Below are 14,016 nucleotides of genomic sequence, written 5' to 3'. Positions count from 1 at the left end.
TCCTTGCGTTTGCGTGGCATAAAAGTGGCTCCTTGGCCGTCAGTTTATGCCTCACACACAAAAGACTGGATAGGCTCGGTTCCGGGTTGGATATCGGTCCGCATTGCCCAAACGGCAGCACTCAAAAGTGCGTCATGTCTCTCATCCGCCAGGACAGCCAGTCACTTTCCCGCCCCGAAATATCACCGAATTCCAAACATGCTGACGCGCCGCCGACGGTAACAGACTATTCGCCCGATCCCGATAGGCTAAACTGGCCGCCGATTAACACAACACAAGCCGACGCTTAGAGCGTATGAACAACCACATCCAACAATACATACAAAACGGATATCAGTATGTCTCAAACAACGCCTCTGCCATCGGGGCAACCGTACTCGTAAGCCAGACTGGAGATCGAATCGTTAAGTTTGGGCAAGATTCCGCTTACGACGTCTTCGTGACGCATGCCCTCCACTTCCCTTCGTCAAAATTCCCGGTCTTTTACTGCCACAGCAAACCAGCTGGCGCATTCAACGCGGCGTCGAACAAGCCGTACACCGTTACAGAAATGGAGCGTCTCGACCCTTTGACGCAGGTTGAGGCAACGACTGTCATGACGTGGGTCCGCGCAGTATTTGCGGCTTGGCAAAATTCAACGAACATATCCCTGGTTCCGGACCCATACAACCTGACCTCCACCCTAATCCAATTGCGCGGGGTCGCGCTCGCCAATCTTGTCGGCCTTGACGTACTCAAACCTGCCAATTACATGGCCAGAATTAGCCAATGCCAGCGAGAAATCGTTTTCATTGATCCGCTCAACTAGCAACGAGCCTTCGCTATGGCCTCACCAACGTCCGCTTGGGGTCGATCTGCGCCGGTCGTGCGTCACAGGGCTGCGTGTTCGCGCTTTGAGCAAATGTCGACGTAATCACCACGCCAACTAGGGCGAATAAGCCGGATGCGAGCGCGGCAAGCACTGCCGATAGCACTGCGGCGTTTGTCATGGCCAGTCCCCGAATCAATCTTGTCGCGATTATGCCGCGCTTGCTCGTGCCAATCACTGACGTGATGCGACGGTTGCAAAGTAACTTTCTAGCGTAACGCCGGCTCGGGGGTGTGGGCGCGCGGGGCGTTCTTTGCGCGCAGCGTTCCAGAAGGCAGGGCAACTCTCAACGTCGTCGTGCGGACGCCATAGCTCAGCAGTCTGTCTCCAACTTTATCTCCAAGAAAATGTGTACTTTGGAGATAGACTTGGAGATAACCACAGCCTTACCAGACAAGGCTTACAGGCCGATACAACCGTCTATCTCCAAATCTCCAAATATTTTTGCTTCCGGCTGCACAGCAACGTTCCGCACGGCACGGGCCTTCGACTGATCGAGCCTACGCCGATACGCCCGTCGGTATCTTCTGAACGACCTCGCCCGAACGGCACACGCAGCAGAGCGATATGAATTCTGCGGCTGCCAGAAGCGCGGGGGGCAACTCTGGGGGCAACTCAGTAACACCCAACAAGCAATGCCCTTACACTACGGGCATCACAGAGAATTATTTCATTCCGGCCCTGGCACCAGTATTTCGCAGCGTCATGCGCTGCACCTGTCGAAACCCGCGCAAGCTCGCCGCTTCGCGGGTTTTTTGTTTTTTCCCGCGCGTTTTTTCCCGCGCGCATCGCACACTGCAACGCGCGCCCTCCCTCGGCAGTCCAAGTATCAGGACACGCAAGCACGGAGGCCCCATGTCCACGCGCGTCCTCTTTTCGAGCCGGATTGGCCGAGGCATGCTCGTCGCGCTGCTGTCGATCATGCTGGGCGGATGCGACCTGCTCCGCCAGCCACCCGTGCCCGACTGGCCCGGGCCGCATGCGCCCTACCCGTTCCCGGACAACATTCCCCACCGCACCGAGTGACCGGCTCGACCGACCTCGCCCCCACGCGCGCGCCGCGCGTTCAGCCCTGCTCGCAGAACCGCGGGTCGCGAAAGCGGGTCGGCGCGAAGCCGCGCAACGCGGGGCGAGCACGCGGTAGCCGCGCGCGGCCAGCGTTTCGACCACGGCTTCCCAGCCGACCGGGCTGAAGGCGCGCGCCGGTCGCAATACCGCAATACCTGTCGAATGCCGCCGTCGATCGCAGTCGGCGCGGGCGGGCGCGGCGCCCTTTTCAGTCGCCGGTCGCGGTCGCGCCCTTGTCGTTCAACGCATCCGCCATCAACTCCGCGAACCATTCGATGAACGCGTTGAGCCGTCTCGACCGGTGCCGGCGATGCGGATAGACGGCCGACACGTCCATCGGCGCGGCCCGATGGCCGGGCATCACCTCGACCAATGCCCCGCTGTCGAGCAGATGCACGACGTCGAAGCGCGGAATCTGGATCAGCCCCATCCCGGCAATGCAACTCGCGATATAGGTTTCGGCGTTGTTGACCGCCACGCGGCTCGGCAGCGCCAGTGTGTGGTGGCCGCCGTCCGCGCAGTATTCCCAGCGGAGCTCGCGGCCGGTCGTCGGTGACGCATAGCCGATCGCCCAGTGCCCGTGCGCGAGCGCATCGGGGTGCTCGGGCACGCCGCATTCGCGCAGGTAGTCGGGGCTCGCGCAGTTGATCAGCGCGAACTGCCCGAGCGGCCGCACGACGAGGCTGCTGTCCGCGAGCCGCCCGACCCGGATTGCGCAATCGACGCCCTCCTGCACGAGATCGATCGAGCGGTCCGTCGAGCCGAGCGACAGTTGCAGCTTCGGGTAGCGGCGAAACAGCGACGGCAGCGCGGGCGCGATCACTCGGCGCGCGATCCGGCTCGGCACATCGACGTTCAGCCGCCCGATCACGTCGCGATCGCGGCGCCGGAACAGCCGGTCGAGCTCGTCGGCTTCCGCGAGCAGGCGCCGGCCGCGCTCCAGCAGCAGCGCGCCGTCGGCCGTCAGCTGCACCTGCCGCGTCGTACGGTGCAACAAGCGCGTGCCGAGCGCGGCCTCGAGCTGCTGGACAGCGGCCGACACCGTCGCGCGCGGCACGTCGAGCGCATGCGCGGCCTTGATGAAGCTGCCCATCTCGGCAACCTGAAGGAAGATTCTGACCTGATCCAGCTTGTCCATCGGCGGGCGGAAAACGTGGGTTCGGACGACCGTCACCGCCAAGCGCCGCGCGTCGCGGCCGATCCCGGCGGCACAGAAAAAACGGGCGCGCGGCCTTGTGCCCGCGCGCCCGCCCATTGTCCATGCAAACGGTCCATTGCGGATCGCCGCGCGCACGCGACGACCGCCGGCACGGCCCGTTACTTGGTCGTATAGCCGCCGTTGATCAGGATCGTCTGGCCGGTGATCCACCAGCCGTCGGTCACGAGATGGCGGATGAACGGCACGACGTCCTCGATATCGGTGAGGCCCGTCTTGCTGAACGGCGACAGCGCAGCCGCCGTCTTGTGATACGCGACCGCGTCGGCGCCCTCGGCCGGGTAGAAGAACGGCGTGTCCATCGGGCCCGGCCCGACCGCCGTCACCGAGATGCCGCGCGCGCCGTATTCTTTCGACGCCGCGCGCGTGAAGTGCTCGACGGGCGCCTTCGATCCTTCGTAGGCCGCATAGAACGGCGTGAACGCGCCGAGCAGCGACGTCACGAGCGTGACGAGCTTGCCGTGATCCTCGAGGTGCCGCCCCGCTTCCTTGATGAAGAAGAATGCGGACTTGCTGTTTACCGCGAACATCTCGTCGTATTCGGCCTCGGAGATTTCGGTGATCGGCTTCTTCAACACCTTGCCGACGGTATTGATCGCGATGTCGATCTTGCCGAAGCGCTGCTTCGCGTCGCCGAACAGCTTCTCGACCGCGGCGGCCGTCGTCAGGTCGGCCTGGAACGTCGCAGCTTGCGCGCCGGCCGCGCGCACGGCGGCGGCCGTCTCTTCGGCCTGCGCCTGCGACGCCGCGCTGTTGTAGTGAATCGCCACCGCCTTCGCACCGTGGCCGGCCAGATCCCGGGCGATCAAGCCGCCGAGATTCTTGGCGCCGCCTGCGATCAGGACGACCTTGTCTGCGAGCGTGTGAGTAGCCACGGTTGACTCCTTTTTGCATTGAATGAAGCTAGGAGTGTAGGCACGCGCGACGCGCCGGTCAGCCGGGCATGGCTGGATGGATTATCCAGAAAAACGATCCAATCAGGCATCCGGAATGGTGGGCTGCCCCACCGACAGGGGCGGCGAAATTCGTGCCGACGCCGGCGCGCCGCTTGATAGAATGCGCGCGCTATGGATCTCGAAAGCATTCTCTACACGCAGGGCTTCGGCTCGCGCCGCCAGTGCCGCGGACTGATCGAAACGGGCCGCGTCACCGTCGCGGGCGCGAGCGCGACCGACCCCGACGCGTCGTTCGACACCGACGGCCTCGTGTTCACGGTCGACGATACCGCCTGGCCGTTCCACGCCCGCGCGTATCTCGCGCTCAACAAGCCGGCCGGCTACGAGTGCTCGCGCGAGCCGCAACACCATGCGAGCGTGTTCAGCCTGCTGCCCGCGCCGCTCGTCGCACGCGGCGTGCAGTGCGTCGGCCGCCTCGACCAGGACACGACGGGCCTGCTCCTGCTGTCCGACGACGGCCAGTTCGTGCACGCGTACACGTCGCCGAAGCGCAAAGTGCCGAAGACCTACGTCGCGACCGTGCGCCACCCGCTCGACGACGCCCAACTGGACGCGCTGCGCGCCGGCGTGCAGCTCCACGGCGAGCCGAAGCCGATCGCGGCGGTCGCCGCCGACGCGCGCGACACGCACGCGCTCGCGCTGACCGTCCTCGAAGGCAAATATCATCAAGTGAAGCGCATGGTCGCCGCGGCCAGCAACCGCGTCGAGGCGCTGCACCGAGAAAGCATCGGCGGCTTCACGCTGCCGGACGACCTGGCGCCCGGCGCATGGCGCTGGCTCGGGGAAGACGACCTTTCAGCACTGCGCCATTCCGTCAAAACCCTGTAAGGGAAAATCCGCACGACCGTTCGGTGTCCGGCCGCGTCGCGGCCGCACGATCCCCCGCTATACTGAAATCACAAGCTGTACGAGCAGCGATGCAGGGGAGACATCATGAACATCAACCATTCTTTCGAACTGTCGTACGTGACGATCGCGTTCGCGATCGTGGGTGCCATCGTGATCGGCGGGCTGCTGGCCACGATGCACATGAAGCACAAGTATCATCCGAACCTGATCGGCGCGCTGATCGGCGCGTTGCTGTGCTTCCTGCTGATCGAGGCGTTACCGGCGCTGACCTGACGCGCCGCGCGGCGCGACCGTTTGAAGGAATTCGTCTACGGTCGGATAGCGCAACGTCACGCACAATTCGGCCTTGAGCCGCGCATTGGACAGGCGCCGCGACTCGCGCATGAACGACAGGAGCGTCGGCTCGAGCCGATGCTCGGCGTCCGCGCGACTGATCCGCGGCGGCAGCGGCAGGCCGAACGCCTGCGCGACCCGGTCGAAATACTCTCCCATCCGCAGTTCGCTGTCGTCCGACGCATGCACGGCGCGCGCCGGCTTGCCGCGCACGGCCGCGCGCCGCAGGATCGCCGCGAGATCGTCCGCGTGGATATGGTTCGTGTAGACGTCGTCGGCCGCGTCGAGCGCCGGTGTGCCGCGCTCGAGCCGCGCGAGCGGCAGCCGGTTCGCCGCGTAGATGCCGGGAATGCGCACGATGCGCGCGGACAGCACGCCGCGCACCGTGGCCGCCCGCAGCTGACGCTCGGCCGACACGCGCCGGAACGCGCGCGGATTCGCGGGGCGCAGCGGCTGCGTTTCGTCGATTCGCGCCCCGCCGCAATCGCCGTATACGCCCGTCGTGCTGGCGTAGACGAGCGTCGGCGCGCGAAGGGCGTCGGGTACAATACGCGCTGCCCGCACCGGCACGCCGGCCTGTCGGGTCGCGGCACGCAGCGTGCGGAGCCGGCCGACGGACGACACCGGCGGTGCGGATGGCCGCCGTGCAGGCACGGACAATGCGGCGATCAGCGCGCGGGTGCGGCGATCGTCGCGGCCGTCGGATTGCGGCGGCGCGAGATGCAGGATCGTGCGGGCGAGCCCCGCTAGACGTCCGAGCGTCGCCCGGCGATCGAGGTCGCCGACGATCGGCGTCGCGCCTGCCGCGCGCAATTCGTCGCAGCGGCCCGGATGGCTCGTCAGCGCGACAATGCGCAGGTTGCGGCGCGCGGCGCGCCATTGCGCGACGCAGCGCAGGCCGACGTCGCCGCAGCCGACGATCAGTACGCGCGGCCGGCGCAGGATTCGAATCGCGATCATGTTGGTTGCGAAATCAGTAGCCACCGTTGCGCGGCGCGCAACGGGTTTGCATTGTAGCTGCCGTGCCGACATGCACGGTCCCCACATTTTGTTCTATTTGGTTCTATGGCATTCAACGTTACTCTCAAGCAAAGCGGCCGGCAGTTCCAGGTCGAGTCGGACGAAACCGTGCTGGCGGCGGCGCTGCGCCAGAACGTCCATCTGCCGTACGGATGCAAGAACGGCGCGTGCGGCTCCTGCAAGGGCCAGATCGTGTCGGGCCAGATCGAACAGGGCCCGCACGCCGCGTCGGCACTGTCCAACGACGAACGTACGCGCGGCCTCGCGCTGCTCTGCTGTTCGAAGGCGCAATGCGACCTCGAGATCGACGTGCGCGAAATCGCCGGCGTCGACGGCGTGCAGGTGAAGAAGCTGCCGTGCCGGATCGCGGCGCTCGAGCGCCGCGCCGACGACGTGATGGTCGTGAAGCTGCAGTTGCCCGCCAACGAGCGCCTGCAATACCTCGCGGGCCAATACGTCGAGTTCATCCTGAAGGACGGCTCGCGCCGCAGCTACTCGATGGCGAATGCGCCGCACGAGGAAGGCCCGATCGAGCTGCACATCCGCCACATGCCGGGCGGCAAGTTCACCGACCACGTGTTCGGCGCGATGAAGGAGCGCGACATCCTGCGCTTCGAAGGCCCGCTCGGCACGTTCTTCCTGCGCGAGGATTCCGACAAGCCGATCGTGCTGCTCGCGTCCGGCACCGGCTTCGCGCCGATCAAGGCGATCATCGAGCACGTCAGGCATTCGGGCATCACGCGCCCGATGACGCTCTATTGGGGCGCACGCCGCAAGAAGGACATCTACCTCGGCGAGCTCGCCGAGCAATGGGCGCGCGAGATCCCGAACTTCAAGTACGTGCCGGTGCTGTCCGAGCCGGACGACGCCGACCAGTGGACCGGCCGCACCGGCTTCGTCCACCGCGCGGTGATCGAGGACCTGCCCGATCTGTCGGGCCACCAGGTGTACGCATGCGGCGCGCCGGTGATGGTCGAATCCGCGCAGCGCGACTTCACCCAGCACCACGCGCTGCCGGCCGACGAGTTCTACGCGGACTCGTTCACGAGCGCCGCCGATCTCGCGCATCCGGTCTGAGCACCGGGCACGCCCGCGTCCTCTCCTGCGCGCCGCCGTGACACATTCGTGGCATCGCGGCGGTTTACAGTGGGGCGCGGGATGCCTTATGCTTGCGCACATGAACCGCTTCCTGTCCGCTCTCCGACGTCGCCGCTCGCCGCTCCGCCCGGATGCCGCCGGCTCGTCACGGACTCGCGCGTAACCCTCCTCCGCTTCACCGGTTACGCACAAGCTGTTCGACCTACCAGCCACGGCCTCCCGTGGCTTTTTTATTGCCCGTTTCCCTTTCAACGTCCGCTGGAGTCTGCTGTCATGCCCCTGAACGATTACCCGATCGACTCGCTGATGTACATCACGAACCGCCCCGACATCGTGTTTACGCACGGCAAGGGTTCGTGGCTCTACGATCACACGGGCAAGCGCTATCTGGACTTCATTCAGGGCTGGGCCGTCAACAGCCTCGGCCACTGCAACGACGGCATCGTCGAAGCGCTGAAGACGCAGGCGGAGAAGCTGCTGAACCCGTCGCCCGCGTTCTACAACGAGCCGATGGCGAAGCTCGCGGGGCTGCTGACGCAGCACAGCGTGTTCGACAAGGTGTTCTTCACGAACAGCGGCGCGGAAGCGAACGAAGGCGCGATCAAGCTCGCGCGCAAGTGGGGCCGCAAGTTCAAGAACGGCGCGTACGAGATCATCACGTTCGACCACAGCTTCCACGGCCGCACGCTCGCGACGATGTCGGCCAGCGGCAAGCCGGGCTGGGACACGATCTACGCACCGCAGGTGCCGGGATTCCCGAAGGCCGAGCTGAACGACATCAACTCGGTCGAGAAGCTGATCACCGACAAGACCGTCGCGGTGATGCTCGAGCCGATCCAGGGCGAAGGCGGCGTGATTCCGGCGACGCGTGAATTCATGCAGGCGCTGCGTGCGCTGACGAAGCAGCACGACCTGCTGCTGATCGTCGACGAAGTGCAGAGCGGCTGCGGCCGCGCGGGCACGCTGTTCGCGTACGAGCTGTCGGGCATCGAGCCGGACATCATGACGCTCGCGAAGGGCATCGGCGGCGGCGCACCGCTCGGCGCGCTGCTGTCGAAGGCCGACGTCGCGGTGTTCGAGGCCGGCGACCAGGGCGGCACCTACAACGGCAACCCGCTGATGACGGCGGTCGGCTATTCGGTGATCTCGCAGCTCGTCGCGCCCGGTTTCCTCGAAGGCGTGCGTGAGCGCAGCGAATACCTGAAGCGCAAGCTGCTCGAGCTGTCGGAAGAGCGCGGTTTCGAAGGCGAACGCGGCGAAGGCCTGCTGCGCGCGCTGCTGCTCGGCAAGGATATCGGCCCGCAGATCGTCGAGAAGGCGCGCGACATGCAGCCCGACGGCCTGCTGCTGAACGCGGCGCGCCCGAACCTGCTGCGCTTCATGCCCGCGCTGAACGTCACGACCGAGGAAATCGACCAGATGATGGCGATGCTGCGGTCGATTCTCGACACGCTCTGAGGAGACCGCCGCGATGGATGCCGCCGCCGAGGCTGTTGCTATCCGCCCGTTCGAACGCGCCGACACCGATGCCGTGCTCGCGGTTTGGCGCGACGCGTTCCCGCACTACGACGAAGCCGGCGCGCCGCCGCACCGCGATCCGCTGCGATCGATCGAGCTGAAGCTCGCGACGCAGCCGGAACTGTTCTTCGTCGCGACCAGCGGCGCGCGGGTCGTCGGCACGCTGATGGCGGGTTTCGACGGTCATCGCGGCTGGCTTTACTCGTTCGGCGTGTCGAACGATGCTCGGCGACTCGGCATCGGCCGCGCGCTGATCGCGCATGCGGAACGCGCGCTCGCCGCGCGCGGCTGCCTCAAGATCAATCTGCAGGTGCTGCCTGGCAACGACGATGCGTGCCGCTTCTATGCGGCGCTCGGCTATCGCGTCGAGGAACGCATCTCGTTCGGCAAGACGCTGCCGGCCGCCTGACGCCGCCGGCAGCCCCCATCAGCGCGTGATCGGCCCCGCGTCCGGCAGCGGATTGCCGAGCGCGTCGGTCGGCACGGCCTGCTGCTCGAACGCCGCGAAATACGCGGCCCATTGCGTCTCGCTCACGCGCACGATCAGCGCGCCGTCCTGCCACACGTCGTTGTGATCGTTGTGGTCGTCGCCCGCGCGGTGCAGGTAGTTCGAGCCCGTCGAACCCTGGTTCATGTGCGTGTCGTGGATGCCGTTGCCTTCCGAATACGTGCGGCCGAACACGACGACGTCGAGCCCCTGCGACTGCGCGGCGTTGACGAGCCGCAGCAGAGACGGGATCGGCTCCGCGTTTTCGGTGCCGTCCATCACGGCGCTCGCGCGCCATGCCCCGGTCTCGTTCAGGATGTCGCTGCGCAGATAGTCGAGCGCCGGCAGCGCGGTTTGCCCGGTGAGATCGTTGTAGCCTTCGGCCGCGGCCGCGAGCGTCGCCGTGACCGGATGATGGAAATCGTAGACGAGCTTGTAGTTCAGCAGGTCGTCCGAGTCGTTGGTGCCGACGTTGATCGCGACGTCCCAGTCGCCGGTCGGCAATGCGAGCGTCAGGTGGATGTGATACTGGATCTCGCCGCCGTGCGGCGAGCCCTTCAGCCGCGCCACCGACGTCACCTTCGCCTTCACGAAACCGTAGTCCAGACTCATGCGTGCTCTCCGTGTCCCGATGGATCGACCATGCTACGCAGCCCGCGTGTCGGTTTGCGGACGGCCGGTCGCGGACGGCCGGTTGCGGACGGCCTGCTACCGAGTCGCGCACCGCATGGTCGGCGTCACCGCCGAATGAATGGAGTCGCCTCCGCACGCACAGTTCGTCGCCGGGCGCGCCGCACGAAAAAAAAGCTGTCACGGCATCCCGTGACAGCCTTTCGAAGCCCTTGTGCGGCACGCCGGCATCCGCCGCCGCGCCACACCGGGCCCGCTCATTCACCCAGATACGCGGCCCGCACCTTCGGATCGTCGAGCATCTGCTTCGCATCGCCTTCCATCGTGACCACACCCGAGTCCATCACATAACCGCGGTCGGCCGCCTGCAGCGCGAGGCGTGCGTTCTGCTCGACCAGCAGCACCGTGATGCCCTCCTTCGAGATCTCGCGAACCACTTCGAAGATCTTCTCGACCATGATCGGCGACAGCCCCATCGACGGCTCGTCGAGCAGCAGCAGCTTCGGCTTGCTCAGGATCGCGCGCGACATCGCCAGCATCTGCTGCTCGCCGCCCGACAGCGTGCCCGCGAGCTGCGTCGCACGCTCCTTGAGACGCGGGAAGAAGCCGAACATCCGGTCGACGTCCTTCTTGATCTGCTCCTTGTCGTTGCGCAGGTACGCGCCCATCTGCATGTTCTCGATGATCGACATCCGCGCGAAGATCCCGCGGCCTTCCGGCACCATCGCGAGCCCGCGTTTGAGCAGTTCGTGCGACGGCACGCCCTTGATCGACTTGCCGTCGTACTCGATGTCACCCGCCGAATACGGCTTGAGACCCGTGATCGCCTTCATCGTCGTGGTCTTGCCGGCACCGTTCGCGCCAATCAGCGTCACGAGTTCGCCCTGGCGGACTTCCATGTCAACGCCCTTGACGGCCTGGATGCCGCCGTAGTTGACCTGCAAGCCCTTGATTTTCAACATTGCCGCTGCCATCAGTGCACCCCTGCGCCGAGATATGCCTCAATCACCTTCGGATTCTTCTGCACGTCCTGCGGCAGACCCTCGGCGATCACCTTGCCGTAATCGAGCACCGTCATCCGGTTGCACAGCCCCATCACGAGCTTCACGTCGTGCTCGATCAGGAGAATCGTGCGGCCGTCCGAGCGGATCTTGTCGAGCAGGCGCGTGAGTTCGACCTTCTCGGTCGCGTTCATCCCGGCCGCCGGCTCGTCGAGCGCGAGCAGCTTCGGGTCGGTCGCCAGCGCGCGGGCGATTTCCAGCCGGCGCTGGTGGCCGTACGACAGGTTGCGCGACGTGTAGTCCGCGTACTGCAGCACGCCCACGTATTCGAGCAGCTCGATCGCGCGCTCCTTGATCTCACGCTCTTCCTGGCGTTCCGCCGGCGTCTGGAACACCGCGCCGAGCAGCCCGTGCTTGGTCCGCACGTGGCGGCCCACCATCACGTTCTCGAGCGCGGTCATCCCGCCGAACAGTCGAATGTTCTGGAACGTGCGCGCGATGCCCGTCTTCGCGACCTGGTGCACCGCGGTCGGCTTGTATTCCGTGCCGTCGAGCTTGAACTCGCCGGAGTCCGGCGTGTAAAGGCCCGTGATCACGTTGAAGAACGTCGTCTTGCCGGCGCCGTTAGGGCCGATCAGGCCGTAGATCTCGCCTTCCTTGATCTCGAGGCCGACGTCGGACAGTGCCTGCAAGCCGCCGAAGCGCTTGTTCACGCCTTTGACGGACAGTCGGATTTGCTTGTCGCTCATGTGTGATATCCCCTTGTCCGTTGGTTAAGCGCGCACCGGCTTCTTGCTGTTGCGCTTCGCCAGTTTCGCGATCTTGTCCTCATGCTTCGGCGCCGGCCACAGGCCTTCCGAGCGGTACAGCATGATGATGACCATCGCGAGGCCGTACAGCGCCTGACGGATCACTTCGGTATCGACGATGTCGTGACCGAAAATCGCATGCTGCAGCGGGCTCATCGTCGAGCGCAGGAATTCCGGGAAGATCGCGAGGAGCACCGCGCCCAGGATCACGCCCGGGATGTGGCCCATGCCGCCGAGCACCACGCAGGCGAGCACGACGATCGATTCCCAGAACGTGAACGACTCGGGCGACACGAAGCCCTGGAACGCGCCGAACATCGAGCCCGACAGGCCGCCGAACGACGCGCCCATCGCGAACGCGAGCAGCTTCACGTTACGGGTGTTGATGCCCATCGCCTTCGCCGCGATTTCGTCCTCGCGGATCGCGGCCCAAGCGCGGCCGATACGCGAGTGCTGCAGGCGCGTACACACCCAGATCACCAGCAGCGAGCACAGCACGAACAGGTAGTAGTACATGTACACGGACGGCAGCTGGAAGCCGAACAGTGAGTGCGTCTGCGACAGGTTGAAGCCGCCGATGTGCACCGGATCGATGCCCGTGATCCCCTTCGGGCCGTTGGTGATGTTCACCGGACGGTCGAGGTTGTTCATGAAGATCCGGACGATTTCACCGAAGCCGAGCGTGACGATCGCCAGGTAGTCGCCGCGCAGGCGCAGCGTCGGCGCGCCGAGCAGGATCCCGAAGGTCGCCGCCAGCGCCATCGCGATCGGCACGATGATCAGGAACGGGATGTGCAGGCCGTTCGGCGCGAGCGCCGCGATCCACTCGAACTGCGAGGTCAGGTGCGGCGAGCTCAGCAGTGCCGCCGTATACGCGCCCACCGCGTAGAACGCGATGTAGCCGAGGTCGAGCAGGCCGGCGAAGCCGACCACCACGTTCAGCCCCAGCGCGAGCATCACGTACAGCATCGCGAAGTCGAGCACGCGGACCCAGTAATTGCCGCCTGCCGAGCCGATGATGATCGGCGCCGCGATCACGAAGGCCGCGGTCAGGATGCCGATGATGACGGTCTTGGCCGTGTTGCGTTCTTCGACGAGCGACGTCGAGGATTCGATCGGTTGAATGGATGTCATGTTGTTTGCTCCCCTTCCGTTACGCGCGGTCCGCGACACGTTCGCCCAGCAGGCCCGACGGACGGAACACCAGCACGATGATCAGCACGATGAATGCGAACACGTCCTGGTAGTTACTGCCGAATACGCCGCCCGTGAGGTCGCCGATGTAGCCCGCGCCGAGCTGCTCGATCAGGCCGAGCACCACGCCGCCGACCATCGCGCCGCCGAGGTTGCCGATCCCGCCGAGCACCGCCGCCGTGAACGCCTTCATGCCGGGGATGAAGCCCATGTAGAAGTGCACGTTGCCGTATTCGGACGCGATCATCACGCCGGCCAGCGCGGCGAGCGCGGAGCCGATCATGAACGTCGCCGAGATCACGAAGTTCGGGTTCACGCCCATCAGGCTCGCGGTGTTCGGGCTTTCGGCGATCGCACGCATCGCGCGGCCGAGCTTGGTCTTGTGCACGAGCAGCAGGAGACCTGCCATCACGATGAACGCCACCGCGATGATCACGATTTCAGTCACCGAGATCACGGCGCCGGGCGTCGTGTCGGTCGCCTTGATCACGTTGATCGGATCGGTCGGCAGCAATTGCGGGAACGGCAGCGGGTTGCGCGACCAGATGATCATCGCGGCCGTCTGCAGCAGGATCGACACGCCGATCGCGGTGATCAGCGGGGCGAGACGCGGCGCGCGGCGCAGCGGCCGGTACGCGACACGCTCGATCGTGTAGCCCACGCATGCGCAGACGACCGCGGCGATGCCAAGGCCGATCGTCAGCGTCGCGACGTTGCCGAGTCCGGGGAAGTGGTTCTGCAGCACGGTGATCGCCGACAGGGCGACCATCGCGCCGATCATCAGCACGTCGCCGTGCGCGAAGTTGATGATGCCGAGAATGCCGTACACCATCGTGTAGCCCAACGCGATGATGGCGTAGACACTGCCGAGCACCAGCCCGTTGAGGATCTGCTGGATGAAAATATCCATTTAAAGCTCCTTGGCCCATGCTGCCGGAGGACGTTGCGCCCCGCGGGTAAGCGAGGAAT

The 14,016-nt window shown here is 65.4% G+C and carries 15 protein-coding genes; 7 read left to right on the top strand and 8 right to left on the bottom strand.

Going from position 1 to position 14,016, the window contains the following annotated elements:
* The first annotated feature begins 295 nt into the window (after positions 1 to 295).
* Both BTE28158_RS28850 and BTE28158_RS28845 read left to right on the top strand, forming a co-directional pair.
* A complete protein-coding gene (locus tag BTE28158_RS28850; RefSeq protein ID WP_151048316.1) occupies positions 296 to 808 on the top strand; it encodes a hypothetical protein in 513 nt (170 codons plus the stop codon).
* A gap of 915 nt (positions 809 to 1,723) precedes the next feature.
* On the top strand, positions 1,724 to 1,894 hold the full coding sequence (locus BTE28158_RS28845; RefSeq protein WP_170296404.1) for a hypothetical protein: 171 nt from the start codon (positions 1,724 to 1,726) through the stop codon (positions 1,892 to 1,894).
* A 250-nt stretch (positions 1,895 to 2,144) separates the two neighbouring features.
* Here BTE28158_RS28845 and BTE28158_RS28840 read toward each other — a convergent pair whose 3' ends face one another.
* Positions 2,145 to 3,074 carry a LysR family transcriptional regulator gene (locus BTE28158_RS28840; protein WP_151048317.1) on the bottom strand — a complete coding sequence of 310 codons (930 nt, stop codon included), beginning with the start codon at positions 3,072 to 3,074 and terminating at the stop codon, positions 2,145 to 2,147.
* Positions 3,075 to 3,253: 179 nt separating this feature from the next.
* Positions 3,254 to 4,027: an SDR family oxidoreductase gene (locus BTE28158_RS28835; RefSeq protein WP_059603913.1), complete on the bottom strand. Its 774-nt coding sequence runs from the start codon at positions 4,025 to 4,027 to the stop codon at positions 3,254 to 3,256.
* 192 nt (positions 4,028 to 4,219) lie between these two features.
* On the opposite strand from BTE28158_RS28835, the gene BTE28158_RS28830 reads away from it, so the two are divergent.
* Together BTE28158_RS28830 and BTE28158_RS28825 are read left to right on the top strand one after the other, a co-directional pair.
* The gene (locus BTE28158_RS28830) at positions 4,220 to 4,936 is read left to right on the top strand and encodes a pseudouridine synthase (RefSeq protein ID WP_059682068.1); all 717 of its coding nucleotides are present in this window, start codon (positions 4,220 to 4,222) and stop codon (positions 4,934 to 4,936) included.
* Positions 4,937 to 5,041: 105 nt separating this feature from the next.
* The gene (locus BTE28158_RS28825; protein WP_059682071.1) at positions 5,042 to 5,230 is read left to right on the top strand and encodes a hypothetical protein; all 189 of its coding nucleotides are present in this window, start codon (positions 5,042 to 5,044) and stop codon (positions 5,228 to 5,230) included.
* Here the strand turns inward: BTE28158_RS28825 and BTE28158_RS28820 are convergent.
* Positions 5,213 to 6,250, bottom strand: a complete 1,038-nt coding sequence (locus tag BTE28158_RS28820) for an NAD-dependent epimerase/dehydratase family protein (protein WP_151048318.1) — start codon at positions 6,248 to 6,250, stop codon at positions 5,213 to 5,215. The two genes, BTE28158_RS28825 and BTE28158_RS28820, sit on opposite strands and share 18 nt — an antisense overlap.
* 105 nt (positions 6,251 to 6,355) lie before the next feature.
* On the opposite strand from BTE28158_RS28820, the gene BTE28158_RS28815 reads away from it, so the two are divergent.
* The 3 genes from BTE28158_RS28815 to BTE28158_RS28805 all read left to right on the top strand — a co-directional run bounded on the left by BTE28158_RS28815 (position 6,356) and on the right by BTE28158_RS28805 (position 9,335).
* A complete protein-coding gene (locus BTE28158_RS28815) occupies positions 6,356 to 7,387 on the top strand; it encodes a CDP-6-deoxy-delta-3,4-glucoseen reductase (RefSeq protein ID WP_059527685.1) in 1,032 nt (343 codons plus the stop codon).
* Between the two features lie 294 nt (positions 7,388 to 7,681).
* Positions 7,682 to 8,866 (top strand): acetylornithine transaminase, encoded by a 1,185-nt coding sequence (locus BTE28158_RS28810; RefSeq protein WP_124621558.1) that lies wholly within the window; start codon positions 7,682 to 7,684, stop codon positions 8,864 to 8,866.
* 13 nt (positions 8,867 to 8,879) lie between these two features.
* Positions 8,880 to 9,335, top strand: a complete 456-nt coding sequence (locus BTE28158_RS28805; protein ID WP_151048319.1) for a GNAT family acetyltransferase — start codon at positions 8,880 to 8,882, stop codon at positions 9,333 to 9,335.
* A gap of 18 nt (positions 9,336 to 9,353) precedes the next feature.
* Here BTE28158_RS28805 and BTE28158_RS28800 read toward each other — a convergent pair whose 3' ends face one another.
* The 5 genes from BTE28158_RS28800 to BTE28158_RS28780 form a co-directional block, all read right to left on the bottom strand.
* A complete protein-coding gene (locus BTE28158_RS28800; RefSeq protein WP_151048320.1) occupies positions 9,354 to 10,025 on the bottom strand; it encodes a DUF2278 family protein in 672 nt (223 codons plus the stop codon).
* Between the two features lie 275 nt (positions 10,026 to 10,300).
* Positions 10,301 to 11,017 carry an ABC transporter ATP-binding protein gene (locus BTE28158_RS28795; RefSeq protein WP_059603937.1) on the bottom strand — a complete coding sequence of 239 codons (717 nt, stop codon included), beginning with the start codon at positions 11,015 to 11,017 and terminating at the stop codon, positions 10,301 to 10,303.
* On the bottom strand, positions 11,017 to 11,793 hold the full coding sequence (locus BTE28158_RS28790) for an ABC transporter ATP-binding protein (protein ID WP_011352945.1): 777 nt from the start codon (positions 11,791 to 11,793) through the stop codon (positions 11,017 to 11,019). Before BTE28158_RS28790 ends, BTE28158_RS28795 begins: the two co-directional genes overlap by 1 nt.
* Before the next feature lie 24 nt (positions 11,794 to 11,817).
* Positions 11,818 to 12,987, bottom strand: coding sequence for an ABC transporter permease subunit (locus BTE28158_RS28785; RefSeq protein WP_151048321.1), 1,170 nt, complete (start codon positions 12,985 to 12,987; stop codon positions 11,818 to 11,820).
* Positions 12,988 to 13,006: 19 nt separating this feature from the next.
* Positions 13,007 to 13,957, bottom strand: a complete 951-nt coding sequence (locus BTE28158_RS28780; RefSeq protein WP_151048322.1) for a branched-chain amino acid ABC transporter permease — start codon at positions 13,955 to 13,957, stop codon at positions 13,007 to 13,009.
* Positions 13,958 to 14,016 lie beyond the last annotated feature (59 nt).

It is taken from the genome of Burkholderia diffusa, assembly GCF_902499115.1.
GTDB lineage: Bacteria > Pseudomonadota > Gammaproteobacteria > Burkholderiales > Burkholderiaceae > Burkholderia > Burkholderia diffusa.
The sequence above is the reverse complement of the archived record's forward strand: the minus strand, read 5'-3'. Positions and strand labels throughout refer to the sequence as shown.

Coding starts and splice junctions, on each gene's coding strand:
- BTE28158_RS28850 (WP_151048316.1), top strand. CDS start 296: ATGAACAACCACATCCAACAATACATACAAAACGGATATCAGTATGTC.
- BTE28158_RS28845 (WP_170296404.1), top strand. CDS start 1,724: ATGTCCACGCGCGTCCTCTTTTCGAGCCGGATTGGCCGAGGCATGCTC.
- BTE28158_RS28840 (WP_151048317.1), bottom strand. CDS start 3,074: ATGGACAAGCTGGATCAGGTCAGAATCTTCCTTCAGGTTGCCGAGATG.
- BTE28158_RS28830 (WP_059682068.1), top strand. CDS start 4,220: ATGGATCTCGAAAGCATTCTCTACACGCAGGGCTTCGGCTCGCGCCGC.
- BTE28158_RS28825 (WP_059682071.1), top strand. CDS start 5,042: ATGAACATCAACCATTCTTTCGAACTGTCGTACGTGACGATCGCGTTC.
- BTE28158_RS28820 (WP_151048318.1), bottom strand. CDS start 6,250: ATGATCGCGATTCGAATCCTGCGCCGGCCGCGCGTACTGATCGTCGGC.
- BTE28158_RS28815 (WP_059527685.1), top strand. CDS start 6,356: ATGGCATTCAACGTTACTCTCAAGCAAAGCGGCCGGCAGTTCCAGGTC.
- BTE28158_RS28810 (WP_124621558.1), top strand. CDS start 7,682: ATGCCCCTGAACGATTACCCGATCGACTCGCTGATGTACATCACGAAC.
- BTE28158_RS28805 (WP_151048319.1), top strand. CDS start 8,880: ATGGATGCCGCCGCCGAGGCTGTTGCTATCCGCCCGTTCGAACGCGCC.
- BTE28158_RS28800 (WP_151048320.1), bottom strand. CDS start 10,025: ATGAGTCTGGACTACGGTTTCGTGAAGGCGAAGGTGACGTCGGTGGCG.
- BTE28158_RS28795 (WP_059603937.1), bottom strand. CDS start 11,017: ATGGCAGCGGCAATGTTGAAAATCAAGGGCTTGCAGGTCAACTACGGC.
- BTE28158_RS28790 (WP_011352945.1), bottom strand. CDS start 11,793: ATGAGCGACAAGCAAATCCGACTGTCCGTCAAAGGCGTGAACAAGCGC.
- BTE28158_RS28785 (WP_151048321.1), bottom strand. CDS start 12,987: ATGACATCCATTCAACCGATCGAATCCTCGACGTCGCTCGTCGAAGAA.
- BTE28158_RS28780 (WP_151048322.1), bottom strand. CDS start 13,957: ATGGATATTTTCATCCAGCAGATCCTCAACGGGCTGGTGCTCGGCAGT.